The 25,428-nt window shown below is 45.8% G+C and carries 23 protein-coding genes and 1 tRNA gene; 4 read left to right on the top strand and 20 right to left on the bottom strand.

Annotated features, from left to right (window positions below):
- Positions 1-73: 73 nt before the first annotated feature.
- The 5 genes from BN161_RS30465 to BN161_RS09315 all read right to left on the bottom strand — a co-directional run bounded on the left by BN161_RS30465 (position 74) and on the right by BN161_RS09315 (position 3,246).
- Positions 74-718, bottom strand: a complete 645-nt coding sequence (locus tag BN161_RS30465; protein ID WP_244436457.1) for an outer membrane beta-barrel protein — start codon at positions 716-718, stop codon at positions 74-76.
- Entirely contained in the window at positions 657-1,487 is an 831-nt protein-coding gene (locus tag BN161_RS30460; RefSeq protein ID WP_244436454.1) for a hypothetical protein, read from the bottom strand. The genes BN161_RS30465 and BN161_RS30460 overlap by 62 nt, the downstream gene beginning before the upstream one ends.
- Positions 1,448-2,008, bottom strand: a complete 561-nt coding sequence (locus BN161_RS30455; RefSeq protein WP_244436453.1) for a TonB-dependent receptor plug domain-containing protein — start codon at positions 2,006-2,008, stop codon at positions 1,448-1,450. The genes BN161_RS30460 and BN161_RS30455 overlap by 40 nt, the downstream gene beginning before the upstream one ends.
- Before the next feature lie 357 nt (positions 2,009-2,365).
- Complete coding sequence (locus BN161_RS09320) at positions 2,366-2,971, bottom strand: lysine exporter LysO family protein (RefSeq protein ID WP_044265219.1); 606 nt, start codon at positions 2,969-2,971, stop codon at positions 2,366-2,368.
- A complete protein-coding gene (locus tag BN161_RS09315) occupies positions 2,968-3,246 on the bottom strand; it encodes a LysO family transporter (RefSeq protein ID WP_044265215.1) in 279 nt (92 codons plus the stop codon). The genes BN161_RS09320 and BN161_RS09315 overlap by 4 nt, the downstream gene beginning before the upstream one ends.
- A gap of 260 nt (positions 3,247-3,506) precedes the next feature.
- On the opposite strand from BN161_RS09315, the gene BN161_RS09310 reads away from it, so the two are divergent.
- Positions 3,507-4,112: a ribonuclease HII gene (locus BN161_RS09310; RefSeq protein WP_044265213.1), complete on the top strand. Its 606-nt coding sequence runs from the start codon at positions 3,507-3,509 to the stop codon at positions 4,110-4,112.
- Between the two features lie 11 nt (positions 4,113-4,123).
- On the opposite strand, the gene BN161_RS09305 is transcribed toward BN161_RS09310, so the two are convergent.
- Positions 4,124-5,050, bottom strand: a complete 927-nt coding sequence (locus tag BN161_RS09305; RefSeq protein ID WP_044265206.1) for a magnesium transporter CorA family protein — start codon at positions 5,048-5,050, stop codon at positions 4,124-4,126.
- 273 nt (positions 5,051-5,323) lie between these two features.
- On the opposite strand from BN161_RS09305, the gene gpmI reads away from it, so the two are divergent.
- Both gpmI and BN161_RS09295 read left to right on the top strand, forming a co-directional pair.
- Entirely contained in the window at positions 5,324-6,838 is a 1,515-nt protein-coding gene (gpmI, locus tag BN161_RS09300; RefSeq protein ID WP_044265204.1) for a 2,3-bisphosphoglycerate-independent phosphoglycerate mutase, read from the top strand.
- Positions 6,839-6,907: 69 nt separating this feature from the next.
- Complete coding sequence (locus BN161_RS09295) at positions 6,908-7,489, top strand: DUF3109 family protein (protein ID WP_007210876.1); 582 nt, start codon at positions 6,908-6,910, stop codon at positions 7,487-7,489.
- Positions 7,490-7,672: 183 nt separating this feature from the next.
- On the opposite strand, the gene gyrB is transcribed toward BN161_RS09295, so the two are convergent.
- The 3 genes from gyrB to BN161_RS09280 form a co-directional block, all read right to left on the bottom strand.
- Positions 7,673-9,634, bottom strand: coding sequence for a DNA topoisomerase (ATP-hydrolyzing) subunit B (gene gyrB, locus BN161_RS09290; protein ID WP_044265201.1), 1,962 nt, complete (start codon positions 9,632-9,634; stop codon positions 7,673-7,675).
- A gap of 212 nt (positions 9,635-9,846) precedes the next feature.
- Complete coding sequence (gene rpsT / locus BN161_RS09285) at positions 9,847-10,101, bottom strand: 30S ribosomal protein S20 (RefSeq protein ID WP_044265199.1); 255 nt, start codon at positions 10,099-10,101, stop codon at positions 9,847-9,849.
- Positions 10,102-10,140: 39 nt separating this feature from the next.
- Positions 10,141-10,212 (bottom strand) — tRNA-Glu (locus BN161_RS09280).
- 286 nt (positions 10,213-10,498) lie between these two features.
- Here BN161_RS09280 and recO point away from each other — a divergent pair.
- A complete protein-coding gene (gene recO, locus BN161_RS09275; protein WP_044265197.1) occupies positions 10,499-11,233 on the top strand; it encodes a DNA repair protein RecO in 735 nt (244 codons plus the stop codon).
- A 217-nt stretch (positions 11,234-11,450) separates the two neighbouring features.
- Here the strand turns inward: recO and BN161_RS09270 are convergent, their stop codons facing one another.
- The 11 genes from BN161_RS09270 to BN161_RS09220 form a co-directional block, all read right to left on the bottom strand.
- The gene (locus tag BN161_RS09270; RefSeq protein ID WP_044265194.1) at positions 11,451-12,698 is read right to left on the bottom strand and encodes an acyloxyacyl hydrolase; all 1,248 of its coding nucleotides are present in this window, start codon (positions 12,696-12,698) and stop codon (positions 11,451-11,453) included.
- Positions 12,699-12,899: 201 nt separating this feature from the next.
- On the bottom strand, positions 12,900-13,349 hold the full coding sequence (locus tag BN161_RS09265) for a GatB/YqeY domain-containing protein (RefSeq protein WP_044265193.1): 450 nt from the start codon (positions 13,347-13,349) through the stop codon (positions 12,900-12,902).
- A gap of 89 nt (positions 13,350-13,438) precedes the next feature.
- Positions 13,439-14,758, bottom strand: a complete 1,320-nt coding sequence (gene ftsZ, locus BN161_RS09260) for a cell division protein FtsZ (RefSeq protein ID WP_007210870.1) — start codon at positions 14,756-14,758, stop codon at positions 13,439-13,441.
- Positions 14,759-14,778: 20 nt separating this feature from the next.
- Entirely contained in the window at positions 14,779-16,206 is a 1,428-nt protein-coding gene (gene ftsA, locus BN161_RS09255) for a cell division protein FtsA (RefSeq protein WP_044265191.1), read from the bottom strand.
- A 19-nt stretch (positions 16,207-16,225) separates the two neighbouring features.
- Positions 16,226-16,966, bottom strand: a complete 741-nt coding sequence (locus tag BN161_RS09250) for a cell division protein FtsQ/DivIB (RefSeq protein WP_044265188.1) — start codon at positions 16,964-16,966, stop codon at positions 16,226-16,228.
- A gap of 21 nt (positions 16,967-16,987) precedes the next feature.
- Positions 16,988-18,376, bottom strand: coding sequence for a UDP-N-acetylmuramate--L-alanine ligase (gene murC / locus BN161_RS09245; RefSeq protein WP_044265186.1), 1,389 nt, complete (start codon positions 18,374-18,376; stop codon positions 16,988-16,990).
- A gap of 82 nt (positions 18,377-18,458) precedes the next feature.
- A complete protein-coding gene (gene murG / locus BN161_RS09240) occupies positions 18,459-19,628 on the bottom strand; it encodes an undecaprenyldiphospho-muramoylpentapeptide beta-N-acetylglucosaminyltransferase (RefSeq protein ID WP_394332288.1) in 1,170 nt (389 codons plus the stop codon).
- A gap of 48 nt (positions 19,629-19,676) precedes the next feature.
- Positions 19,677-20,954: an FtsW/RodA/SpoVE family cell cycle protein gene (locus tag BN161_RS09235; RefSeq protein WP_044265182.1), complete on the bottom strand. Its 1,278-nt coding sequence runs from the start codon at positions 20,952-20,954 to the stop codon at positions 19,677-19,679.
- Positions 20,955-21,134: 180 nt separating this feature from the next.
- Entirely contained in the window at positions 21,135-22,469 is a 1,335-nt protein-coding gene (murD, locus tag BN161_RS09230) for a UDP-N-acetylmuramoyl-L-alanine--D-glutamate ligase (RefSeq protein WP_044265179.1), read from the bottom strand.
- A 132-nt stretch (positions 22,470-22,601) separates the two neighbouring features.
- Positions 22,602-23,870, bottom strand: coding sequence for a phospho-N-acetylmuramoyl-pentapeptide-transferase (mraY, locus tag BN161_RS09225; RefSeq protein ID WP_007210863.1), 1,269 nt, complete (start codon positions 23,868-23,870; stop codon positions 22,602-22,604).
- Between the two features lie 59 nt (positions 23,871-23,929).
- Positions 23,930-25,378 carry a UDP-N-acetylmuramoyl-L-alanyl-D-glutamate--2,6-diaminopimelate ligase gene (locus tag BN161_RS09220; protein WP_044265177.1) on the bottom strand — a complete coding sequence of 483 codons (1,449 nt, stop codon included), beginning with the start codon at positions 25,376-25,378 and terminating at the stop codon, positions 23,930-23,932.
- Between the last annotated feature and the right edge of the window lie 50 nt (positions 25,379-25,428).

The raw sequence follows: 25,428 nt of genomic DNA, 5'->3' as shown, positions 1-25,428 counted from the left end.
GTCTTTAGAATAAAGATAGTCATTATCCTTTAAATGAAAGAGCCGTGCGAATGGGGGTATATATGGAAAGTTACTACATCCGACTTTTCTGACTATCTCCCGCACCAGTCCCTTTGTATTTACTCTTTGTTGCATTAAACTTGTAGCGCAAAGTGAAAGTCACTTGCCGGAAACTGGATATATAATCGCTCATAGTGCGTATGCCACTATATATGATCGCGTCCGCATCATTCGTTTCCAATAAATTATTAGCTTGGAACTGTATGCTCAGCCGATTATTGAAAAATGTCTTGTACAAAGCTAAAGAGATATTACACGCATCCTTCCGCTGATAAAAGTTTTGATTGTGTCCGCAAGTCATATAAACAGCATTCACATCAAACAATATCCCGGCAGGCAACGAGAAATTGTTGCGCCACACAAAGGTAGCGGCAGGTTTGTCCAGCGAAAGCATGCCATTGTAACCTTTCATAGAAAACCACTGCTTGTACAACTCCGCAGTGAACTGTGGTTTCCACAACCCGATGGTCGGTGACAAAGTCAGCGATGTCGTCAATCGGTCATAAGCCTCAGTATTTACTATTTTCAATAACGAAATAGTAGGATTCCCCTCCGAGTAAGTCTCCGACATCTGCATCATGTCATCTTTCACATGGCTATATCCTATGGAGAAATTCAGCCATTCGTAAGAGGTTGCCAATAATACGTTTTGGGTGATTGTGGGAGTCGGAAAAGGGTTTCCTGTCTGATAGGTATAGCGGTGCCAATGGGAAGTCATCGGCAAGGATACCTTCCGGATTAAGATAGAGATTGGTACGTTTCGTGTGCGAGTATTCCCCCCAAACGACAAGCTGCCTTGCCACAACGGATGTGAAAGCATCAGCTTGGTAGCATAAAGCGTCCCCCTTGTTCTCATTGAAGGTATTGATGTGGTTTTCGTCGCGCTCATTGATGATTTCCGTTGTCTGCTGCGTTTCCTTGGTGGGATTCCATAGCCCGTCAGCATTAAAATCAATGTTCCAACTACCTACCTGTCCGTTGTAATAATAGTTCAGGTTGTGGCGGGTAGAAGGGTCGTAGATAATCATCCGGCTGAAACTATTCTCGTAAAGTTGTCCGTCGCAAAACACTTGTGTAAGATATCGCCAATCTCCATAAGTGGACATGTAGCGGTCTACATCGTAGCGAACTCCCATAGAGTGCTTTTCACTGAACTGATAATTCATAGCAAGTGCACCTTCTATGTTACTGCGCTTTGTTTTGGCGTATATAGCATCCATCTTTTGCTGCCAGAACTTATCCAGATGGGTGTCCAAGGTTATCTGCTGATTGTTTCCACCCCGGAATTTGCTACCAAACAAAGTCCCGGAAAGATCGAAACCATTTTTCCGATAGTTGAAGTTGAACTGGTCGTAAATGTTCCAACCATACGTGCGTCGGTGTCGCGTCACAAAGCGGTTGTCAAAACCAAAGCCCTCGCCTTGCATTTTTTTGTGATGATGCGGACAACAGCTTTCACGGAAGCATCATAGCGTGCTCCCGGATTACGTACCACCTCCACGCTCTTCACATTGTCAGAAGAGAGTTGATCCAGTTCCGAGGAGTTTCTCACCTTTCTTCCATTAATGTAGATTTCGGCTGCGCCTTGTCCGAATACGTTTACCGCACCGTCCTCAGCCGAAACACCCGGTATCTTGTCGAGTAAGTCATTTCCCGTCCCTGACTTTTCCAATACACTACCTGTAACCGTAGTCACCATCGCATCACCTTTCAGCCGTATCTTAGGTAGATCGGCCTTTATGGTCACTTCATTTAATAGCTGGGTATCCGATGTCAATTGTATAGTACCTATATTGGCAGAACTCACCGGTCTATATATAGTGGTATATCCTATGGAGGAAATACGTACTATTTGATGCTCCGCTGTTACACTTAGGTTGAACGTCCCGTCTTCTCCGCTCGTCGTCCCTGTCACAAAGGTGGAATCGGGGAGTGACAATAATACCACATTGGCATAGGGTAGCGGCTCATTCTTCTCATCTACCAGTTTTCCACTGACGGTTTGTGCTGAAAGTCCCTGTTATGATGCCCTGGCAAGCAAGTATTAATAAAGCAGTCTTGAGTGTTTTCATATACTTAATTGTTTGAATTAATGGGACAAAGTTAGAATTTATTTCCAGAATTATAGGAAACAAACGGATTTATGTTTCCTTAAAATCAGGAAGCATGCAGCGGGAATCCGAATCGGATAATGACAGTAGCTTGAAGATTGTTGGGTGTTACTGAGGCTTCATTCGTAAACGGAATAAAGTGTGCATACATCGGCTCTCTGTTTATCTCGTTGACTTGCAGTTATATTAAGAGTTTATATCGAACAAAATAATGTCACCAGGAACGGAACGCTGAAATCGACCACAAATCCGTGGAAGATGGAGACTACGACGAACTGCTGTCCTGCTGTGCGGGTAATGATGGGCAGTGTCGTATCCATCGTCGTGGCACCTCCGGCTGAAATAGGAGCCAGATTGCCGAACCAGCGCACCAAAAACGGTGCAGCCAGCAACGTAAGGATTTCACGGCTGATATTGGCAAGCAGGGCGATGGTTCCTAATTCGGCTCCTTTGTATTCGGTAATGAAGATACTTGAGAGTGAATAGTAACCGAAGCCCGATCCTACAGCCAGGCAATCTGTTACGGAACGATGTGTCAGAATGAGGCTGACCGCTGCGGAACCTGCCAGCGTGCCCAATATAGTCATGATGGGCAGGAATGCCAGTCGTGGATTGAGCGATCGGAAGTTCTTCAATGTTTGTGGATCATTGCCTACACTTAGCCCTACACTGAACATCAGCAGGCAGAGTGCGTAGTAACTGATTTTGTTGTCTATTACAATATCCATAGGTATCAACTGAAAGACTCCGCAAAGTGTACCCAGTACGAAAAAACCGACTATGATGAGACTTCCTTTCATGCCTGCCCTCCTTTCCGTTTGTATAGAGCTCTCCACAATCCCCAGGCAGCGATTACACTTCCCAGCGTTCCGCCCAGTGTAAGTATTGCCGCTTCAATGCCAATGCTATGTAGCCCTTTGATAATCCGATCATTCCCGCCTACTTCAATACCAAGAATGAAGAGAAGTAACCAAATCAGTACTGTGATAATTTTATGAATGCTGCTCAGGTTTCGTTTCCGCAGAAGATATCCCAAGAGCATTCCGGTAAGCATCAATCCAATGATAGTAAACATACTTATGTGATCATTAAAAAAACAACTCGGTATAACTGGGTGTTTTATTTTTCCGGTTAGAGAAATATTTTTTCCCAATAGGAGAAAAATAATTAAGTAATGGCTGATAATAAAATGGGAGATAAATTATCATTTATGTACCAAGTTATTATTTTAAGCATTACTATCCTGTTTTTTTGTGGGGCAAAGATAAGTCATTTGGATATTCGGAGGAAATATTATCAAAAAGATTTATCTTTGTGCCTCTAAATTAATGCTATATGCTATTGCCTTATTTGAATAAAGATCTGATAGAAGCCGGTTGTGATGAAGCCGGTCGTGGTTGCCTGGCAGGTGCTGTGTATGCTGCTGCCGTGATTCTTCCCAAAGATTTCAAGAACGAACTGCTGAATGATTCCAAACAGTTGACGGAACACCAGCGCTATGCTTTGCGCGAAGTGATTGAGAAAGAAGCGCTGGCATGGGCGGTAGGTATTGTATCTCCCGAAGAAATCGATAAGATTAATATCCTGAACGCTTCTTTCCTTGCCATGCATCGAGCCGTGGATCAATTGAAGATGCGTCCGCAGCATCTGCTTATAGATGGCAACCGCTTCAAGAAATATCAGGATCTTCCGCATACCACGGTAATTAAAGGTGATGGCAAATATCTCTCCATAGCGGCAGCTTCCGTACTTGCCAAAACCTATCGTGACGACTATATGAACCGGCTTCACGAAGAATTTCCGTATTACGATTGGGATCATAATAAAGGCTATCCTACCAAGAAACATCGCGCAGCTATTGCTGAACGTGGAACTACGCCTTATCACCGCATGACATTCAATCTCTTGGGCGACGGGCAGTTAGCACTTGATTTTAAGTAACTGTTTTATCGTTAGAACCACTTGATCTTTCTGAACCAGATAAATGTACCTGCCGACAGGATTACAGAGATTAAGATAATGAATATGAAAGCATACGGGAAACCATCCAGATGAATATCCACATTCATACCATAGAAACTGGCTATCAGTGTGGGTATCATAAGCGTGATGGAGAGGCTCGTCATACGTTTCATGATGGCGTTGACATTATTGGAAATAATAGAAGCAAAAGCATCCATTGTTCCTGTAAGGATATCACTGTAGATATTTACAGTATTGTATGCTTGTTTTAATTCGATGATTACATCTTCCAATAGTTCCATATCCAGATAATCAGTGTCCTGAAAGATGTTTTTCAGGCGACCGATCATCACTTCATTACCACGGATGGAGGTATTGAAGTAGACAAGAGTCTTCTGTAACTTCATCAGCCGAAGCAAGTCTTCATTGCGGATACTCTTTTCCAGTTCTTTTTCCGCATTGGCAACGTCATTATTGATTTGCTTCAGGTATTTCAAAAACCAGACAGCGGAAGAGTAAATCATCCGCAGGATTAAATCCAGTTTATTGTTGACTACGATACCTTTGCGGCGTGTATGCTGGATGAAATCAGAAATAAGTTCGGTTTTGTGGTAACATACCGATACGATAATTTCATTATTGGTAATAATGCCTATGGGCACAGTGATAAAAGGAATACCATGCTGGCTGCTCTGCATAGGGATGCGCAGAATAGTCAGTAACCAATTACCTTCTGTTTCTGTACGCGGACGTTCGTCCGCATCAGCGATATCTTCTAAAAATGATTCGGGAACTTTCAGTTCCTGTGTGAGAAAGTTAAAGTCATTGTCATCAGGGCATTCAACATTTACCCAGCTATTGGGCATCCATTGTGGCTTTTCTATAAAGCCGGCTTCAGAGTAAAGATACGTTCTCATCGTAATAGCCTCCTTTCTTTAGGGACGAACCGAGGCATTGCGAGCAACGTCTCCGTTCGCTTTAATTATAAATACTGTTGCACGTTCGTGGGTTTGAATCGTCCATATTTCTTGTTTTTTATTTTTTTAAAGCGTGGCAAAAGTACATAAATCATTTGAAACAGTACGCTTTAACCGTGCTTTTTTGTACCTTTGCAGCCGGAAAAATCGTTCCTTCTATAAAGAACGTTTTTGCTAAGGTTAAAGATTGTACATTTAAAATCAATTAATATTATGAGTAAGAAAGCCCTTTTAATGATTCTTGATGGCTGGGGTATAGGCGATCAGGGTAAAGACGATGTGATTTTCAATACACCTACTCCGTACTGGGACAGTCTGCTGGCTACATATCCTCATTCACAGCTTCAGGCAAGCGGTGAGAATGTAGGTTTGCCCGACGGTCAGATGGGTAACTCGGAAGTAGGACACCTCAATATCGGTGCAGGACGTATCGTATATCAGGATCTGGTGAAGATTAACCGCGCATGTGCCGACAATAGCATTATGAAGAATCCGGGAATTGTTTCTGCTTTCTCTTATGCAAAAGAGAACGGTAAGAATATTCACTTCATGGGATTGACTTCCAATGGTGGTGTTCACAGTTCATTCGACCACTTATTCAAACTTTGCGATATTGCTAAGGAATATGGTGTTGACAATGCATTCGTTCATTGTTTCATGGATGGTCGTGATACTGACCCGAAGAGCGGCAAGGGCTTTATTGAGCAACTAACTGCACATTGTGAAAAGTCGGCAGGCAAGATTGCTTCTATTGTAGGCCGTTTCTATGCAATGGATCGTGATAAACGTTGGGAACGTGTGAAGGTAGCTTATGATTTGCTGGTAAACGGTGAAGGTAAAGTTGCCACCGATATGGTTCAGGCTATGCAGGAATCTTATGATGAAGGTGTAACGGATGAATTCATCAAGCCGATTGTAAATGGTAACTTCGATGGAACTATTAAAGAAGGTGATGTCGTTATCTTCTTCAACTATCGCAACGACCGTGCGAAAGAGTTGACAGTAGTGCTGACTCAACAGGATATGCCTGAGCAGGGTATGCATATCATTCCGGGCTTGCAGTATTATTGCATGACTCCGTATGATGCATCATTCAAAGGTGTACATATCCTTTTCGATAAAGAAAATGTTCAGAATACATTGGGTGAATATCTGGCTGCTCAAGGCAAAACTCAATTGCACATTGCTGAAACAGAGAAGTATGCTCACGTAACTTTCTTCTTCAATGGTGGTCGTGAAACTCCGTACGATGCTGAAGAACGTATCCTGGTTCCATCTCCGAAAGTAGCTACTTATGACCTGAAACCGGAAATGAGTGCTTACGAGGTAAAGGATAAATTGGTGGAAGCTATCAACACTCAGAAGTTTGATTTCATTGTTGTGAACTATGCGAATGGTGATATGGTAGGACATACCGGTATCTATGACGCCATTGAGAAAGCTGTAAAAGCTATCGACGAATGTGTGAAAGATACGGTAGAAGCTGCCAAAGCCAACGATTATGAAGTAATCATCATCGCTGACCACGGTAATGCAGACCATGCACTGAACGAAGACGGCACTCCGAACACTGCTCACTCTCTGAATCCGGTTCCTTTTGTTTATGTAACCGAGAACAAGAACGCTAAAGTTGAGAATGGTGTTTTGGCAGATGTTGCTCCTTCTATCCTTCACATTCTGGGTATGGCGCAGCCGGCTGATATGACAGGAAAAGACTTGATTAAATAAACAGTTATGACTATATAAGTAAAGGCGGGGTGTACTCCGCCTTTATCTTTTCTAATTCTTTGGCTGAAAATGATACAGATAGGTGATGTAGTGGTCAGTTTTGATGTGCTGCGTGAAAAGTTTATATGCAATCTGGATGCCTGCAAGGGTGCTTGTTGTGTTGAGGGAGATGCCGGGGCTCCAGTGGAACTGGATGAAATAGAAAAGCTGGAAGAAGTACTGCCTGTGATTTGGGAAGAACTTGCTCCCGAGGCGCGTGCCGTTATAGAGAAGCAAGGTGTAGTGTATACTGATTGTGAGGGTGATCTGGTGACCTCCATTGTCAACAACAAGGATTGTGTTTTTACTTGTTATGATGAGAAAGGCTGTTGTTATTGCGCTATTGAAAAGGCATATCGGGACGGAAAGACAGATTTCTACAAACCTGTTTCCTGTCATTTGTATCCGATCAGGGTAGGAAATTACGGAGTTTATAAGGCAGTGAATTATAACCGTTGGGATGTGTGTAAAGCCGCCGTATTGCTGGGGCGGAAAGAGAATCTGCCGGTATACAGGTTTCTGAAAGAACCGTTGATACGTAAGTTCGGTGAGGATTGGTATGCTGAGCTGGAATTGGTGGCAGAAGAGATGAAGAAACAGAATCTGTTGTAAGGATAGTACGGAACCATCTCACGGGGCGGATTTTTCTATTTCGTGAGCTGGAAAGAAAAACGCCGGATAACAGGATTTTCCTGTCCATCCGGCGTTTCTTCGTTGTAAGATGTGAGGTTGGTTAATAAAAACGTGTTATTCAGTGACTAATCACTAATCGTAAATCATTAATCACTGTTTTTCTTACGCATCAATATTTGCATATGTTGCATTCTTCTCAATGAAATCGCGGCGTGGTCCAACGTCTTCACCCATCAGCATGGAAAAGACATAATCCACTTCGGCGGCATTTTCAATGCTTATCTGTTTCAGCATACGGTTATCCGGATTCATTGTTGTGCTCCACAACTGCTCCGGGTTCATTTCACCCAAACCTTTGTAGCGTTGTGTATGTACGGCACTTTCCGAACCGCCACCATAGGTGTCGATAAACTTCTGGCGTTGCTGGTCTGTCCAGCAATATTCCTCCACTTTACCTTTTTTGCAGAGGTAGAGGGGCGGAGTGGCGATATACAGATAGCCGTTGCGGATAACCTGCGGGAAGTAACGGAAGAAGAGTGTCATAATCAGTGTGTCGATGTGAGAACCATCGACGTCGGCATCGGTCATGATAATCACCTTCTTATATCTCAACTTATCGATATTTGCTTCTTTACTGTCCTCGCTGTTTACACCGAAACGTATACCCAATGCCTGGATAATATTGTTGACTTCATCACTCTCGAACGCCTTGTGCCACATGGCTTTTTCCACGTTCAGAATCTTACCGCGAAGTGGCAGGATGGCCTGAAATTTGCGGTCACGGCCTTGTTTTGCCGAACCACCTGCCGAGTCACCCTCGACGAGGAACAATTCACATTCATCAGGATCCTTGCTTGAACAGTCGGCCAGCTTACCCGGCATACCGCCACCGGACATCGGTGATTTGCGTTGCACGGACTCACGCGCTTTACGTGCGGCAACACGTGCCTGTGCAGCCAGAATCACTTTATCCACCACCATCTTGGCTTCCTTCGGATGCTCTTCCAGATAGTAGTTCAGCGCTTCACCTACAGCCTGGTCTACGGCTCCCATAATTTCGCTGTTCCCAAGCTTCGTCTTGGTCTGGCCTTCAAACTGTGGTTCCTGTACCTTGATAGAGATTACAGCCGTCAGACCTTCACGAAAGTCATCGCCTGCGATTTCTACCTTGGCTTTTTCCAGCATCTTGTTGTCTTCGGCGTATTTCTTCAGCGTACGGGTCAGTGCGCGGCGGAAACCTGCAAGGTGCGTACCACCTTCGATGGTATTGATATTGTTTACGTAAGAGTGGATATTTTCGTTATAAGACGTATTGTACATGATAGCCACTTCCACCGGCGTGCCTTGTTTCTCTGTGTTGATGTAGATTACATCATTTACCAGATGTTCGCGGGAAGAGTCGATGTAGCGGACGAATTCCTTCAAGCCTTCTTCCGAGTAGAAGACCTCCATCTTGGCGTTTCCTTCTTCATCTTTTACGCGAAGGTCGGTCAGTGTAATCTTGATGCCTGCATTCAGGTAAGCCAGCTCGCGCATGCGGGTGGCAAGGATTTCGTAATTGTAAACGCTCTCTGTGAAGATCGTGTTATCCGGCCAGAATTGCTGGCGCGTACCGGTAATATCGCTTGTTCCGATTTCCTTTACCGGATACAGCGGATGTCCGCATTCATATTCCTGCTGATAGATTTTTCCGTTACGGAAAACCTGCGTAGTCATGTGTGTGGACAGGGCGTTCACACAAGATACACCTACACCGTGCAAACCTCCGGATACTTTGTAAGATCCCTTATCGAATTTACCGCCGGCATGCAATACGGTCATGACAACTTCCAGGGCTGATTTCTGCTCTTTTTCGTGAAAATCAACCGGAATACCACGTCCGTTATCCTGTACAGTGATGGAATTATCTTCGTTGATGGTTACTTCAATGTGGTCGCAATAGCCGGCGAGCGCTTCGTCGATAGAGTTATCCACAACTTCATAAACCAGGTGGTGAAGTCCTTTCGTACTAATGTCACCAATATACATCGCGGGACGCTTTCTAACAGCTTCCAAACCTTCCAGAACCTGGATGTTCTCGGCTGAATAGCTCCCGTTATTGGAGTTAATCTGTTCTTCAGTCATAATCTAATTTCCTTATTCAAATAACAGAGCAAATATAGTGAAAATTCGTGAGATACGAAACTAAACTGAATGATAAATTTTATTCGTTTACAGCTTTTTAGCTTCTTGCGGAAGGTGTCCGGAACGGGGTGGGGCAATAGGCGCAGATGCAGAAAAAGTCGGACTAAAAAGCCCGACTTTCCTTGTATATCTTTTGTGTAATATTAATTAGCTTATCCCAGCTTATTAATGTAGAGAGCCAACTTTGACTTCAAGTTATTAGCTTTGTTCTTATGGATTACATTGGTCTTAGCCAATTTATCCAATATCTTAGTTACGCCCGGATACATTGCAGTAGCTTCTGCCTTGTCGGTTGTAGAACGAAGCTTTCTAACAGCGTTTCTCATGGTTTTGCCATAATATCTGTTGTGAAGTCTTCTAGTCTCTTCTTGTCTGATTCTTTTCAGTGATGATTTGTGATTTGCCATCTCGACTAATCTTTTTTAATTCGTTTATTTTTTTAATTGTAGCCCGTGGGGGAATCGAACCCCCCTTTCAAGAATGAAAATCTTGCGTCCTAACCGATAGACGAACGGGCCATCCTTTGGTGAGCATTTCTGCTCTTGCAGAGAGATTATCTCTCGTTTGCGGTTGCAAATGTAGGGACTATTTTTGAATTGGCAAAATAATCTTTGGAAAAAAATGAAGGGATTTGTAGCGTTTATTCTCTGATTCTATGTTTATGGTCTGATTAACAGGAGAATAATGTCTTTCATTTTTTTACTTCCCTACCTACATTTTTTTATTTATCCTTGTTTTATTCCCGTTATTTCCGGCTTTTTTCGTAGTTTTGTTACCGGATTGAAACCAAAACTTGAAGCGCGAATGTTACAGAAAACGCTGGGGATTGTGCTGCATACCCTGAAATATAACGATACCTCTCTTATTGCGGACATCTATACGGAGACGGCCGGACGTGCTTCGTTTATTGTAAAGATACCCCGTTCGCGGAAGGCTGCGGTGAAATCGGTGCTGTTTCAGCCACTCGCCTTAGTGGAGTTGGAGGCGGATTTCCGTTCGAACGCCAGTATGTATAAGATAACGGAGGCGAAGTCTTACTATCCGTTTTCTTCCATTCCCTACGATCCGTACAAATCTTCCATAGCGCTTTTCCTGGCGGAGTTCCTGTATCGTGCGGTGCGCGAAGAGGCTGAGAACCGTCCGTTGTTTGCTTATCTGCGACATTCTATTATCTGGCTGGACGAGTGCCGCGATAGTTTTGCCAATTTCCATCTGGTGTTCCTGATGCGCTTATCCCGCTTCCTGGGATTGTACCCTAATCTGGAGGATTATGAGAATGGTGATTACTTTGATCTGCTGAATGCCTGTTTCACTCCTTTGCGCCCGCAGCTTCATTCATTTTATATACTTCCTGCGGAGGCTTCACGGTTGACGATGCTGATGCGCATGAATTATGAAACAATGCATCTCTTTGCCATGAACCGCGCTGAACGTACTCGCTGCCTTACAATAATGAATGAATATTATCGCCTCCACTTGCCTGACTTTCCCGTATTAAAGTCTCTTGAGGTGCTGAAGGAGCTCTTTGATATGGATTAATAAGTCCTTTGACGTAGAACAATAAACCCTTTCCTGTATATCTCACTGACCTTTGGCGCAAAAGATGCCATCTTTCGCTGTAAAAGATGCCATCTTTTGTAGCATAACATGCCACCTTTTGATGTAAAAGATGCCATCTTTTGCATGAGATTAAATAGGGATGTGATAGAGATGTATGAGGGATATGGGGAAGAACTCCCGGACCGGATGCGTTGTATCAGCGGTGGAAAGTCGGATACTTGTTATTGAAACGGAAGCCGATACCCAGCATCAGATAGTTCGGATCACTGAAATTCTTCAGATTGTAACCCACATGCAGGTAGGAGCTGCGGGTAAGTTCCACTTTCAGCGTCAACACCTGGTAGATACCTTTGTGGTCGCCGCCACCATGCAGAACGTTGGCACCGATACCGACACCGACTGTGAAGTAGGGCATCACGTACTCCGCACGTCCTGAAATACCCAGGGCTAACTGCTTGTGAAGAGACGGCTTGTAGCACTCATTTCCGTTTCCGGGGATCGTATAAACATTGGAGCTGGCATCGTATACACCATCCAGCGAAACACCGGTACGGAATTTATATCCGATGTTGTACATGGGGGCGAAGTTGAAACCAAGCACCGTATAAGCATCCGGTGAAGCGATCTGTCCGCTACCTACCCACACGCCTTTCCGCCTCCATGAGCCGAACAGGGTTAGGTCATAACTGACGTGGCGCGGAAATTTCGGTACAGGTGCATAGTATGTGGGTTTGGTAAGCGCATCTTCCGGTCTGTTGAAGTTATAGACGACGCCTACTTTTAATCCCATGGTGTTCAGACCCGCATTAGGGAATTTGGTATTACCATTAGAGAAGTGGGTACCGGTTACTCCGGCAATCAGGTCGATCTGCCGTGAAACCATCCAGTTCAGTTGTACGCCGGCATTGATATAGGCATTGGCTTTCGAGCCGATTACACTGTTGTGCGGGTTGTAGCGTTCGTCATAAGGTTTCCAGCCGAAGGACACACCGAAGTTCCATTCGTAATTGAGTGACAACCGTTGAGTGATACGCGCAATGCGCGCCCCTTGATAGACGTAAACGGCAATCGGGTTTCCCAGTTCTTCTTTGCTTCCGAAGTCGTAGTAGCCTACGCCTATACCTTGGTAGGCGCTGCCGTAAATCCGGTCGGCACAAGTATTGGGTTTGAACTGGAATGAATATTTCAGGTGGGCGGAATAGCCCCATTCGAAAGGTTTCCATTGAGAATTGTCCCCTGCCAGGAATGAGCTGGTAGGGAATATATACCCCGGGCGGTATTCTACGCCCAGTCTGTGAATAAAACGTTTGGCGAAGTATCCCGTATCCGGTTTATATCCCGGTACGCTGTCTTGTGTCCGGCTTTTGGCGTAAGCTATGTCAGACAAGAAAAGCATTGCCCCCGCAAGGACCATTAATTTCCACATCTTTATATTGCTTTTCATATGCTGTGCCAGAATTCTAGTTTTATTATTATGCGGGGATATTCCCTTGAAAATGCGTGGCAAATATAATGATAGTATTTGAAATAAAAATTATGATACTCAATAAAATGCGAAAAGAAGCCGTGTTTTCGGGATATAGAAGTTAAATTACTTTCTTCTATCTTCCGGAAACACGGCTTATAACAGAAATAAAAGGGGAGTTTATCCCAGCAATTCTTTCACTTTGGCGGAGATGGCACGACCTTCGGCAAGTCCGGCAAGCTTCTTGGAAGCAACGCCCATTACTTTCCCCATATCTTTACCACTGGTAGCACCTGTTTCGGCAATGATTTCCTTCAGGGCAGCTTCCAACTCTTCAGCGGACATCTGCTTCGGCAAGTAAACTTCAATCACCTTCACTTGTGCCAGTTCATCGTCTGCCAGGTCCTGACGACCTTGCTGGATGTATATTTCAGCGGCATCTTTGCCTTGTTTCATCAACTTCTGCATGATCTTTAATGCAGCGTCGTCGGTCAGAGTATCGTTGGCACCCGGAGCGGTCTTCGCTTCCAGGAATACTTTCTTGATGTTTCTTAATGTTTCGAGTGCCACTTTGTCTTTGGCCTTCATTGCGGTTTTAATGTCTTCGCTGACTCTTTCAAATAAATCCATAAGTTTACTCTATTTTTGTTTATTACGTTATCGTATGTTCTAATCTTTCATCCGCAGATTACGCGGATGAAAGATGTCTTAAGGCAGATTTAGAAGGTAATCACTCCTCCCATATCTTCACCGCCCTGTGCCTCTTCCGTAGCAAGCTGCCCTTCGGTAGCCGCTTTGGTTTTAATGGTGCTCAGGGTGCTCTTATCGCGCAGGTATGTCGGTGAACTTTCTACCATGCTGATAATATCGGCATTATCCAGATCCTCGGGGTTGAAGATATAGATATGTCGGCGTTTGCGGATGTTCTTGCTGCCGATGCCGCTGGCACTTTCGCCATAAGCCTTGCGGATACGCTCTTTGTTCTTTTCTTTTTCTTCTTCGAGCTGAAGCTGGCGTTCTTCCTCTTCCTGGCTGCGCTTTTCGAGCACACTGTCCATACCGGGAACATCTTCCATGCCGAAACCGGTGGCGAGTACGGTAATCTTTACTTTACCTTCCAGTGTGTTGTCCATAGCCACACCCCAGATTACCTCTACGCCTTCGCGGAACTTGCTCATGAATTCGTGGATCTCGTTCATTTCTTCCATCATCAGTTCCGAGCTTTCGCAGAAGGATACGTTCAGCATCACCTTCTTGGCATTGAAGATATCGTTGTTGTTCAGCAACGGAGAGTGCAGGGCATCGTCGATGGCTTTCGTCACACGGCTTTCACCTTCGCCGAAGCCGGTGCTCATGATGGCAACGCCACCGTCTTTGAGGATGGTCTTTACATCTGCAAAGTCCAGGTTCACCGTTCCACGCATGGTGATGATCTCTGCAATACTCTTGGCTGCGATAGACAACGTATCATCTGCCTTGCCGAAAGCATTCATAAACGTAAGGTCGGAATATATTTCGCGCAGGCGCTCGTTGTTGATAACCAGTAGGGCATCTACATGCTGGGCGATACGTTCCACGCCATCCAGCGCCTGGATAATTTTCTTTTCACCTTCGAAGATAAAAGGTATGGTGACGATACCGACGGTGAGGATGTCCATCTCCTTGGCTATGCGGGCAATGACGGGAGCAGCTCCCGTACCTGTTCCGCCACCCATTCCGGCGGTGATAAATACCATTTTGGTACCGTCGTTCAGCAGCGATTTGATTTCTTCGCTACTCTCTTCGGCGGCTTCTCGGGCACGTTCGGGACGGTTTCCGGCACCCAGTCCCTCGGTAATAGAACGCCCCAGTTGCAGTTTTACGGGGACGGGAGACTCTTTCAACGCTTGGTTGTCCGTGTTACACAGAACGAACGTCACGTCGTGTATGCCTTCCCGGTACATGTGGTTCACGGCATTACCACCACCACCACCTACACCAATCACTTTAATGATCTTCGGTGAATCTGTCGGGAAATCGAATTGTACTATATCGTCCATAGTTCCTTATTTTTTTGAGTTTATTTCAAATCGTCATCCGAGAAAATCTCATTGGAAATCTTGTTGAAAGTCTTTTCAAACCAGCTGGGACCTTCTTTCTTCTTTTTCTTTTTCTCTTCTTTTTCTTTACGTTCTTTCTCCTTGCGTTCCCGTTCGCGACGTTCTTTCTCTTCCTTCTCGCGCTGTGCTTTGGCGGCACGGGCAGCGGCTTCCTGTTCTTTCAGGGCTTCGTCGTCGCCAAACATATCGACGGGTTTCGGTGGAGTAACGGTGGAAGCGGCAGGTGCAGGTTTCACCTCTTGCAGGCAGCAGTTTTCGTTGCCGGCAGCAAGCAGGCCGAGCAGTGTATTCTGCATGCCGTCTTTCTTCAGTACATCGCTGAAGCCATGGATGGTGTTGTGTACAAACCGGGTGGTCTTTACCTTATCGACCTTGCTGCGTTTGCGGAATGCGTCCTCCATGTTTTTCAGGTTGGCGCCCCCACCGGTGAAGATGATGCCGGACAGCAATCTGTCTTCGTATCCGGAAAGTTGCAGTTGGTTCCATACATTGGCAAGGATTTCTTCGGCACGGGCGTCGATGATGTCGTTCAGTACGTTCAACTCGATGCTACGACCGTCCTCCAGTGTGCAGACAGCCGGTGCTTCTGTCTCTTCTTCCTCGTAAAGCATATCTCCGTATTTCAGCTTCAGTTGCTCGGCTTCGGCTTCTTCCATTTGCAGGGCGGTAATGTCACGGGTGATATTGTTTCCACCCAGCGGCAGCACGCTAAGAAAGCGGAGAATGTTATTTTTATATACTGATACGGTAGTTGTATCTGCCCCGAAGTCTACCAAGGCACATCCCGAGCGCATTTCGCTTTCCGTCAGCACGGCATTGGCCAGGGCTATCGGGGCGATGAGCAAGTCGGCAATTTCTACTTTGGCCTGCTCGAAGCTGTGCTCCAGATTCTTCTTGAGGGAAGCACGCGCCACGATATTCAGGAAGTTTCCTGTGATACGCTTGCCTGCCACACCCACCGGATCAGCCTGAAGATTGTTGTCTATCTTATATTCTTGCGGGGCTACATCCAGCACACTCATGTCCATCAGGGGAACTTCGAGGTTTTCATCGCTGATTGCATCTACCAACTCTTGCGAGATAATCCCTTCCTCTTCCAGCACACGGCTTACCGCATTCTTTACCGTGCGCAATGACTGTCCGCCGATGCCTACATATACTTTGGCAATGGAGTTGTTCAACTGGCTCTCCAGCTTGTTGATGATGGAAGTCAGAGCCTGTGCGGTCTTGTCTATGTTGTAGATGACTCCTTTGTGGATAAAAGAAGAGGCATCTTCACGCGCGTAGGCCAGCACTTGTATGCTTCCGTCGCTGTTCTTCTTGCCGGCGATACCGGAAATCTTGGAAGAACTCAACTCGATAGCGGCGATAAATTCTGTTGTTGCCATAGATATATTCCTAATTTATTTAATTTCCTCGTTTTGTACAGATAATCTGGTTACTAAATTCAACGTTAATACGTGAATATTTGTTCCATCCTACCTTATTTAATCCTTTTTCGTAGAAAGCTTTCACCCGTTCGAGCTTGCGCTCAAAGCCGTTCAGCTTACCGAGATAGATGATATGGTCGCCCACCCGGGGCACTAATTCCACATTCTTGTCCGGAAGCACATGTATCTGTTCGATTTGCGCGTCCCAGAACTTATTATTCTGCAAAAATACACCAAACTTATATAAATCCCTCATGGCAAACGACTTTTCTACTCTTCCGGTCACTATGGCAAGGTGAGCAACGCACTTTGCGTCGGGTGGCATCACGGTGCCTTTGTTGTCCAGATAGTAGTTTTCACCGTTTGCGCTCATTACTCGCAGGATAGGGATGCGCTGGCTGACTTCCACACAGAGTATTCCACTGGGAGTCTTATAACATTCCACTTCGTCGATCAGCGGATGTTTGGCGAGTTCCCGCTCCAATGTTTTGCTACGAATGCGGTCCATTGGTTTGCCAACGGGGTAAATACCTTTCTTTTCCAGCATACCCGTTACTTCTTTCTTGGTGATGAAGCCGGCATAAACTGTATCTTTGATAACCAATTCCATGTCACGACACACCTGTCCGGCAGGCTTCCGGTTGAAAGCCGTGATAGCTACCACCAGATAGGCGATGACGAGCAGCAGGACGATAGACAATAGAATTCGCTTTAGCATAATGTTTATATTAGTGAAGAATTAAGAATGAAGAATTCTTAGTTTAAGTTGTTTCGTGATTTCGGGGACGTAGTTATCTATGTCTCCTGCACCTAAAGTAATCAGAACCTCGATCTTTTTCTGCGATAGCAGGTTCAGTATGTCTTCTTTCCTGCACATACATTTTTCAATGCCCGGACGCAGGTTGTCGTATATCAGCTGACTGGTGACACCGGGAATCGGTTGTTCACGTGCCGGATAGATATCTACGAGGATCACTTCGTCGAGCAGAGACAAACTATCGGCAAATTCCTTGTAGAAGTCACGGGTACGTGTGTAAAGGTGTGGCTGAAAGATAGCTGTTATTTTCTTGTCCTGATATAGATCGCGGATAGACTTTACGCTTTGTGCTATTTCGGCAGGATGGTGGGCGTAGTCGCTCAGGAATACCACTTTGTCATTCTTGATCTTGAAGTCGAAACGGCGGTCTACTCCGCGGAAACTTGCCATGCCGCGTTTGATTTCCTCGTCCGTAGCACCGTTGAGGTGGGCGAGCGCCATGGCTGCCACACCATTCTCTATATTGATGCTCACGGGAACACCTAATTGGATATCATTGATACGTGTATCAGGTGCCACGAAGTCGATAAATATCTCACCGTTCCCGATGCGGATATTCTCAGCATGGAAATCACCTTCGGTGCGAGCATAGGTATAAACCTTTACCCCGGATTGCACATCAGGTTTCAAAGCAATGTCTTTGTGAATGATCAATGCGCCGCCCGGTTGAATCAGGGTTGTATAATGACGGAAGCTTTCCAGATAGGCTTCTTCCGTACCGTAGATATCCAGATGATCGGGGTCAGTAGCTGTAATGACACTCATGTACGGTGATAACCAATGGAAAGAACGGTCGAACTCATCTGCTTCGATCACTGTGTACGGACTGGACTGAGACAGCAGCAGGTTGGTTCCATAATTCTTGGAGATGCCTCCGAGGAATGCGGTGCAGCCTACATGTGACTGATAAAGCAGATGTGCAGCCATTGTGCTGGTAGTGGTTTTACCATGCGTTCCAGCTACGCACAGACCTTTACTGCTGTGGGTGATTGTTCCCAGAACCTGGGCGCGTTTTTGTATTTCGAAACCGTTATTGCGGAAGTACACTAACTCGGCATGGTCTTGCGGAACGGCCGGGGTGTATACGACTAAAGTTGTTTCCTTGTCCTTGCAATCTTCGGGGATCAGGCTTACATTTTCTTCATAATGTATTTGTGCGCCTTCTGCGATAAGGTGTTCGGTCAGTTCGCTTGGAGTGCGGTCGTAACCAGCTACGAGTCTGCCCTTTGATAAGAAATAACGTATCAGGGCACTCATACCGATGCCGCCGGCACCGACGAAATATACGGATTTGATATTCTCTATATTCATCTTCTTATAATTTAATACTATCTCAATTCTCCTCCTCCCGGGAGGAGGGGAATTGAGTTACTACAGTTCATTCATTGAATTATTATGGTTTATCTATCAGTTTCAATACTTCTTTTGCAATTATAGTCGCTGAGTCCGGCAGAGCCAACTTGGCAATGTTCTCGCTCAACGTTTTTAGTTTTTGTGCATCGGCAACCGTTTCGAGTGCTACCGGAATAAGATGCTTCATTGCATCTGCATCCTTCACGTAAATGGCGGCTTCCTTATCTACGAGGGCCAGTGCATTTTTAGTCTGGTGATCTTCTGCCACATTGGGTGAAGGTACCAGAATAACCGGTTTATTCAGCAGGCAGAACTCTGAGATAGATCCTGCTCCTGCACGCGAAATGACCAGATCGGCAGCCGCATACGCACTTGCCATATCTTTAATGAAGTCCGTCACATAGAGGTTCGGGATAGCTGAAATGCGTGGATTGCGTACCGCTTCTCCGGTGGTGGTGGTGATGGCATCTTTCACTTGCTGAATGTATATCTTCCCGGTCTGCCAGATGAACTGAATGTCACCGTATGCTTTGATTGTATCTAGTGCGGCAACCAGCGTCTGGTTTATAGTACGCGCTCCAAGACTGCCGCCCAGTATCAATATTGTTTTCTTCTCCGGATTGAAACCGAAAGAAGTCACGGCAGCTTCGCGACTCTGCTTATTGGCTAACAGATTCTGTCGAACCGGATTCCCTGTCATAATAATCTTATCCGTGGGAAAGAACTTTTCCATTCCATCATACGCTACACAAATCTTGCAGGCTTTTTGTGCCAGCAGCTTATTTGTTACGCCTGCATAAGAGTTCTGTTCCTGTATCAAAGTAGGCACTCCCATCATACCTGCTACTTTTAACGTAGGGCCACTGGCATAACCACCTACACCTACCGCTACCTGAGGATGAAACTCTTTCAGTATTCGACGTGCCTTCAACTGGCTGCGGAGTAACTTTATAATCACTGCAAAGTTTTTCCATAAACGTTTACGGTCGAAGCCTGCCACAGGTAAACCGATGATTTTGTATCCTGCATCGGGCACGCGTTGCATTTCCATCCGTCCTTCCGCACCTACAAAGAGGATTTCTGCATCGGGGCGTAGTTCCTTGATGGCATTGGCAATGGATACTGCGGGGAATATATGTCCCCCTGTACCTCCACCGCTTATGATAATGCGGGGAGCCTCTCCGTTATGATTTTTATTCATATCTTTCATACTTAAATTTATTGCAGGAGATAAAGGAGTGATAACTCCTTTTATCTCCTACTCGAATTCTGCATCACTATTCAGCACCTTTGCTGTTGGTTCGGCCGCTGTTTGTATCTCGCTATTTCCTTCTTCAACAGCAGCTTCCACTTGCATCGGTATCTGTGCGTCATGTTCTTTAATCTCTTCCAATTTGGCAGTATAGCGACTCACACTCAATATCATGCCGATGTAGGCGCAGTTGATAAGTGTGGAGGTACCACCTTTACTGATAAGCGGCAGCGGTTGTCCGGTGACCGGTGCCAATCCTACTGCCACCATCATGTTAAATACGGCTTGCGATACAAGCAGCAGCGCAATTCCTATGATGAGGAAGGCCGGAAACGTTCGGTCGCACTTCTTCGCTATACGCCCGACTCGTATCAGCAGGCAGACGTAGAGGAATACGACGAAGGCCCCGCCTATCAATCCCAATTCTTCCACAATAATGGCAAAGATAAAGTCAGAGAATGCCTGGCTCAGGAAGTCGCGCTGTACTGAGTTACCCGGCCCTCTACCTACAACGTTGCTTGTGGCTACGGCGATACGGGCGTGGGCTATCTGGGCATCCTTGTCAATATCGAATTTGGCGGCAGGCACTTCTGTGTCATCCGTGAATTTCTCTATACGGGCACGCCATGTGTCAAAACGGTGCAGGAACGGTAAATCACTATTCTTGGTCAGTACCAGGAATGCTACACCTATGATTGCTACTCCTGCCAGAGCACCGGCCAGTATCAACAGTTTCTTCATTGCCACCCGTCCGATGAACATCATCAGAAAAACCACTCCGAAAAGTAAAGCTGCCGTCGAAAGGTTCTCCGGTGCAATCAGCAGGCAGACAACACCTGTGATAATCATGATACGCTTAAAGGCTTTCGGACTGGCCCCGTCTTCATCCTGTCCCTTGGAGAGGATAAAGGCAGTGACGATGATCACGGCCATTTTTGCCACCTCCGAAGGCTGGAACTGGATACCCATGAAGGTCATCCAGCGTGCAGCGCCGTTGATGCGTTCCATCATCATAACGAGACCCAGTAATACTACGGACAAAGGAAGCAGGAACACAGGGAACACCTGAAACCACTTATAGGGAATATTATGCATAAACACCACTACTACAGCGCCCACCATCAGGATGATGCTGTGCTGTGTAATAGGCCCCCAGTGGTCGCCGCTCTTGTACGTCAGTGTAGACGCGGCGCTGAACACTTCTACGATAGAAATGAGGCAAAGGAAAAGGAATATGATCCAGATTACCTTGTCACCTTTGAATATGCTTCTGAGTAAATCCAATGCTTCGCAAATTAATAGTTAATAATTAAAGAATGAAAGCGCTTCCATACAGTCAAACTTCTCACGGGTTTTATCAGTCTTCTCTCACGGTGCCTGAGAGCCTCCTCTCACGATGCCTGAGAGCCTCCTCTCACAGTGCGTGAGAATTTCCTCTCACGATGTTCCGTCCGCAGCCTATGATTACAACGCCCTAACGTATTCCTTGAACTGGTCGCCCCGGTCTTCATAACTGTTGAAGAGGTCGAAGCTTGCACAACAAGGACTCAGCAATACCGTTTCGCCTTTTTTCGCCAAACGGAAAGCGGCGTCTACGGCGTCTTTCATACCGGTCTGTACATCGGCAACGGGCAATCCCATGCGATCGAAGAAATCGTGCAACTTTTCGTTATGCAATCCCAGGTAAACCAGGGCAGAGCATTTCTCGCGCACAAGGTCTTCAATCTCTGTATAGTCGTTGCCTTTATCTTTTCCGCCCAGTATCAGGACCGTTTTCGTTTTCATGCTCTGCAAAGCATACCAGCAGGAATTTACGTTGGTAGCTTTAGAGTCGTTGATAAACTCTACACCGCGCACTGTGGCTACCTTTTCAAGGCGGTGTTCTACGCCTTTGAAGTCGGACAAAGCCCGGCGAATATATTCTTTCTCTATTCCGGCGAGATTGGCGGAGATGCCTGCGGCGAGAGAATTGTATAAGTTATGTGTGCCTTGTAAAGCCAATTTCTCCTGTTCCATGTTGAAGGCGATGGGTTCGTTGATTTCCACTTCACCGTCTTCTACGTAGGCTATGGCTCCATCTTCTTTCACTGCGGAGAATGGATAAAGGTGGGCGCATAACCCGTGTTTGTCCAGTTCGCGTTTGATGATGGGGTCGTCGTTCCAAAAGATGAAAGCATCTTCCGGTGTCTGGTTCTGCGTGATACGGAACTTTGCGTCCACATAATTCTGCATGCAGTGATTGTAGCGGTCCAGGTGGTCGGGCGTAATATTCATCAGCACGGCAATATTAGCGCGGAACTTATACATGTTATCCAACTGGAAAGAACTGAGCTCAATCACGTAGTAATCATGTTGATCCGTGGCCACCTGCAAAGCAAGGCTCTTGCCAATGTTGCCTGCCAATCCTACATTCAGACCTGCACTCTTGAAAATGTGATAAATGAGTGAGGTGGTAGTGGTCTTACCGTTTGAACCGGTAATACATATCATTTTTGCATTGGTATAGCGTCCTGCAAACTCTATCTCAGAGATGACAGGCGTACCTTGCTTTTTCAGTTTCAATATAATCGGAGCATCATTGGGGATGCCGGGGCTTTTCACTACTTCTTCGGCATTTAAAATCAGCTCTTCTGTATGCTGTCCCTCTTCCCAGGAGATGTCGTACCTGTCCAGCACTTCTTTATATTTGCTTTTAATGGCGGACATGTCGGATACGAATGTGTCGAATCCCTTCACTTTGGCGAGTACGGCAGCACCTGCACCACTCTCTCCGGCTCCTAATACTACAATTCTACTCATGTTTTCTTTAGTTACGGGCTACCAGCTACCAGCTACAAGCAGTGGCTGGAGTTGGTAGTTGCTACAAGTTTGTTTCTTATTGGTTACCGGTAGCGAGCACTTGTAGCTTGTAGCTCGTCACTGGCAACTCTGTTATCTTATCTTTAATGTAATAATCGTTATCGCGGCCAGTACAATCGTCACAATCCAGAAACGGACCGTGATTTTTGACTCATGGAACAACTTGGTCGGCGTTGTAAACTTCACCGTACAGCCCGGTTCGATCAGGCTCATGGAGGTACGGAAGTGGTCGTGAATAGGTGTTCGTTTGAACAGCCTTTGTTTTACTCCTTTCCGTTTTCCGGCTTTGTAATAGAACCGTTGTAAAATGACGGATAGGTTTTCCAGCAGGAATACACCGCAAAGAATGGGTATCAGCAATTCTTTGTGTATGATGATGGCAAATACGGCGATGATACCGCCAATGGTTAAACTACCCGTATCACCCATGAATACCTGTGCCGGATACGCATTGTACCACAGAAAACCAATCAAGGCACCAATGAAGGCGCAGATGAAGATTACCAGTTCCTCCGATCCGGGAATATACATGATATTCAGATAACCGGCATATTCGATGTGGCTGGATACATAAGCTAAAATTCCCAGTGCCAAACCTATAATTGCCGAGTTTCCTGCCGCCATACCGTCCATTCCATCATTCAGATTGGCGCCATTGCTGACGGCTGTCACTACGAATATAGTGATAATCACAAACAGTACCCAACCTGCCGTTTGCGCATGTTTACCCATAAAACTTACGAAATCAGCATAATCCAGGTTATTGCTTTTGAAGAAGGGGATGGTAGTCTGCGTCGACTTAATGTCTTGTCCCGCATGAATAACCTCCACTTCCTGCCCGGGTTTCTGCACTTCAATGTTTTCGCGGATAACAGCTTGCGGGCTCAGGTATAAGGTAAGCCCCACGATTAATCCCAATCCTACCTGTCCGATAATCTTGAACTTTCCGTGCAGGCCTTCTTTGTCTTTCTTGAAAATCTTGATATAATCATCGGCAAATCCTAATGACCCCAGCCATACCGTGGTAATCAGCATCAATATCATATAGATATTACTCAACTTACCCAGTAGCAGACACGGAATGAGAATTGCTACAATGATAATGACTCCCCCCATGCTCGGTACACCTACCTTGTTCACCCCGAACGGATCGATGCTGGCATCACGTTGTGTTTCCGTAATCTGTTTCCGTTTCAGCAGGTTGATAAAACGATCTCCCCAGATGCTTGAAATGAGCAATGCAAGGATGATTGCCATCAAAGCCCGGAATGATGTATATCCAAACATACCCGCGCCGGGAATGTCATACTTGTCTAACCATTGAAATAAATAATACAACATAATTTGACTATTTGCTGTGATAAGGTGGTAAAGTAATATCACTCTATCACCCTATTACTCTAAAACATTATCGCTTTTAATTCTTCTTTATCATCGAAATGATGTTTCACTCCCTTAATCTCCTGATAGTTTTCATGGCCTTTTCCGGCTACGAGAATTACATCACCCGGCTGTGCCAGTAGGCAAGCGGTCTTGATGGCCTCGCGACGGTCGGCTATGCTGATGGTTTTCTGCATGTCCTCCTTGTCTAATCCGGCAAGCATATCGTTGATGATATCCTGGGGCTCTTCAAAACGCGGGTTGTCCGAGGTAATGATGACGCGATCGCTGGCTTTGGCTGCTTCCTTGGCCATGATGGGGCGTTTGCCTTTATCGCGATTACCGCCTGCGCCTACTACGGTGATCACCTTGCCTTTACCTTCAAGTACTCCGTGAATGGCGTTCAATACGTTGATGAGGGCGTCCGGAGTGTGTGCATAATCTACAATGGCGGTGATGCCTTTGGGTGAACGCACTGCATCGAAGCGTCCGGCTACCGGCTGCAAAGTGCTGAGGGCAACCAATACATCTTCCTCTTTTTTGCCGAGCAGTACAGCTGCACCAAATACCGCCAACAGGTTTGAAGCATTAAAACGGCCGATGAAATGCACGGCCAGTTCGTGGTTATTGAAGTCGAGTAACATACCTTCGAAATGAGACTCCAATATCTTGCCTTTGAAATCGCTGAGGCTGCGCAATGAGTAGGTGTATACCTTCGAGCGCGTGTTTTGCGTCATTACAAGCCCGTTCTTATCATCCAGGTTGGTCAGACTGAAGGCATTCTTCGGCATATCGTCGAAGAATTTCTTCTTAGCTTTGAGGTAATTCTCCACTGTCTTGTGATAGTCCAGATGGTCTCGCGTCAGGTTGGTGAAAATACCGCCTGCAAAACGAAGCCCGCTGATACGCTTCTGGTCGATAGAGTGCGAACTCACTTCCATGAAGACATACTTGCATCCGGAGTCTGCCATCTGTCCTAATAACTGGTTCAGAGTGATGGGGTCGGGGGTCGTATGCTCAGTGGGTATGGGTTGATCGTCTATGTAGTTGCAAACAGTAGAAATCAGTCCTACCTTATAGCCGAAATAACGGAATGTATTATATAATAAGGTGGCGATGGTCGTCTTTCCATTCGTTCCGGTTACACCTACCAGTTCCATCTTGGAAGTAGGATCGTCGTAGAATGTAGTGGCTACTTTGCCTACAGCGTCTTCGCTGTCTTTCACCTGAATGTAGGTGATGCCCTCCTGTTTAGCTTCGGGTACATCTTCGCAGAGCACGGCGACAGCGCCTTTCTCTATGGCCGCGGGAATATAGACATGTCCGTCAGTTTGAGTACCGCGCATAGCCATAAACAGATGTCCGGCTTGTACCAGGCGGGAGTCGATGTTTACCCCCGTTATCTCCGTCTCCGTACTTCCGATAATCTGTATCGGTTGTATTGCTTTCAGTAATTCACTTAATACCATACCTTATATATAATATATATTCTAAATTAGTAAATCTTTCGTCCGCACCT

This window comes from Bacteroides timonensis, assembly GCF_000513195.1.
Lineage (GTDB): Bacteria > Bacteroidota > Bacteroidia > Bacteroidales > Bacteroidaceae > Bacteroides > Bacteroides timonensis.
The sequence above is the reverse complement of the archived record's forward strand: the minus strand, read 5'-3'. Positions and strand labels throughout refer to the sequence as shown.

Coding starts and splice junctions, on each gene's coding strand:
- gyrB (WP_044265201.1), bottom strand. CDS start 9,634: ATGACTGAAGAACAGATTAACTCCAATAACGGGAGCTATTCAGCCGAG.
- BN161_RS30460 (WP_244436454.1), bottom strand. CDS start 1,487: ATGCAAGGCGAGGGCTTTGGTTTTGACAACCGCTTTGTGACGCGACAC.
- murG (WP_394332288.1), bottom strand. CDS start 19,628: ATGAAAGATATGAATAAAAATCATAACGGAGAGGCTCCCCGCATTATC.
- mraY (WP_007210863.1), bottom strand. CDS start 23,870: ATGTTGTATTATTTATTTCAATGGTTAGACAAGTATGACATTCCCGGC.
- ftsZ (WP_007210870.1), bottom strand. CDS start 14,758: ATGGACGATATAGTACAATTCGATTTCCCGACAGATTCACCGAAGATC.
- BN161_RS09270 (WP_044265194.1), bottom strand. CDS start 12,698: ATGAAAAGCAATATAAAGATGTGGAAATTAATGGTCCTTGCGGGGGCA.
- BN161_RS09295 (WP_007210876.1), top strand. CDS start 6,908: ATGATACAGATAGGTGATGTAGTGGTCAGTTTTGATGTGCTGCGTGAA.
- BN161_RS09250 (WP_044265188.1), bottom strand. CDS start 16,966: ATGCTAAAGCGAATTCTATTGTCTATCGTCCTGCTGCTCGTCATCGCC.
- BN161_RS09305 (WP_044265206.1), bottom strand. CDS start 5,050: ATGAGAACGTATCTTTACTCTGAAGCCGGCTTTATAGAAAAGCCACAA.
- BN161_RS09310 (WP_044265213.1), top strand. CDS start 3,507: ATGCTATTGCCTTATTTGAATAAAGATCTGATAGAAGCCGGTTGTGAT.
- ftsA (WP_044265191.1), bottom strand. CDS start 16,206: ATGGCAACAACAGAATTTATCGCCGCTATCGAGTTGAGTTCTTCCAAG.
- gpmI (WP_044265204.1), top strand. CDS start 5,324: ATGAGTAAGAAAGCCCTTTTAATGATTCTTGATGGCTGGGGTATAGGC.
- BN161_RS09320 (WP_044265219.1), bottom strand. CDS start 2,971: ATGAAAGGAAGTCTCATCATAGTCGGTTTTTTCGTACTGGGTACACTT.
- BN161_RS09265 (WP_044265193.1), bottom strand. CDS start 13,349: ATGGATTTATTTGAAAGAGTCAGCGAAGACATTAAAACCGCAATGAAG.
- BN161_RS09315 (WP_044265215.1), bottom strand. CDS start 3,246: ATGTTTACTATCATTGGATTGATGCTTACCGGAATGCTCTTGGGATAT.
- murD (WP_044265179.1), bottom strand. CDS start 22,469: ATGAGTAGAATTGTAGTATTAGGAGCCGGAGAGAGTGGTGCAGGTGCT.
- BN161_RS09220 (WP_044265177.1), bottom strand. CDS start 25,378: ATGGTATTAAGTGAATTACTGAAAGCAATACAACCGATACAGATTATC.
- recO (WP_044265197.1), top strand. CDS start 10,499: ATGTTACAGAAAACGCTGGGGATTGTGCTGCATACCCTGAAATATAAC.
- rpsT (WP_044265199.1), bottom strand. CDS start 10,101: ATGGCAAATCACAAATCATCACTGAAAAGAATCAGACAAGAAGAGACT.
- murC (WP_044265186.1), bottom strand. CDS start 18,376: ATGAATATAGAGAATATCAAATCCGTATATTTCGTCGGTGCCGGCGGC.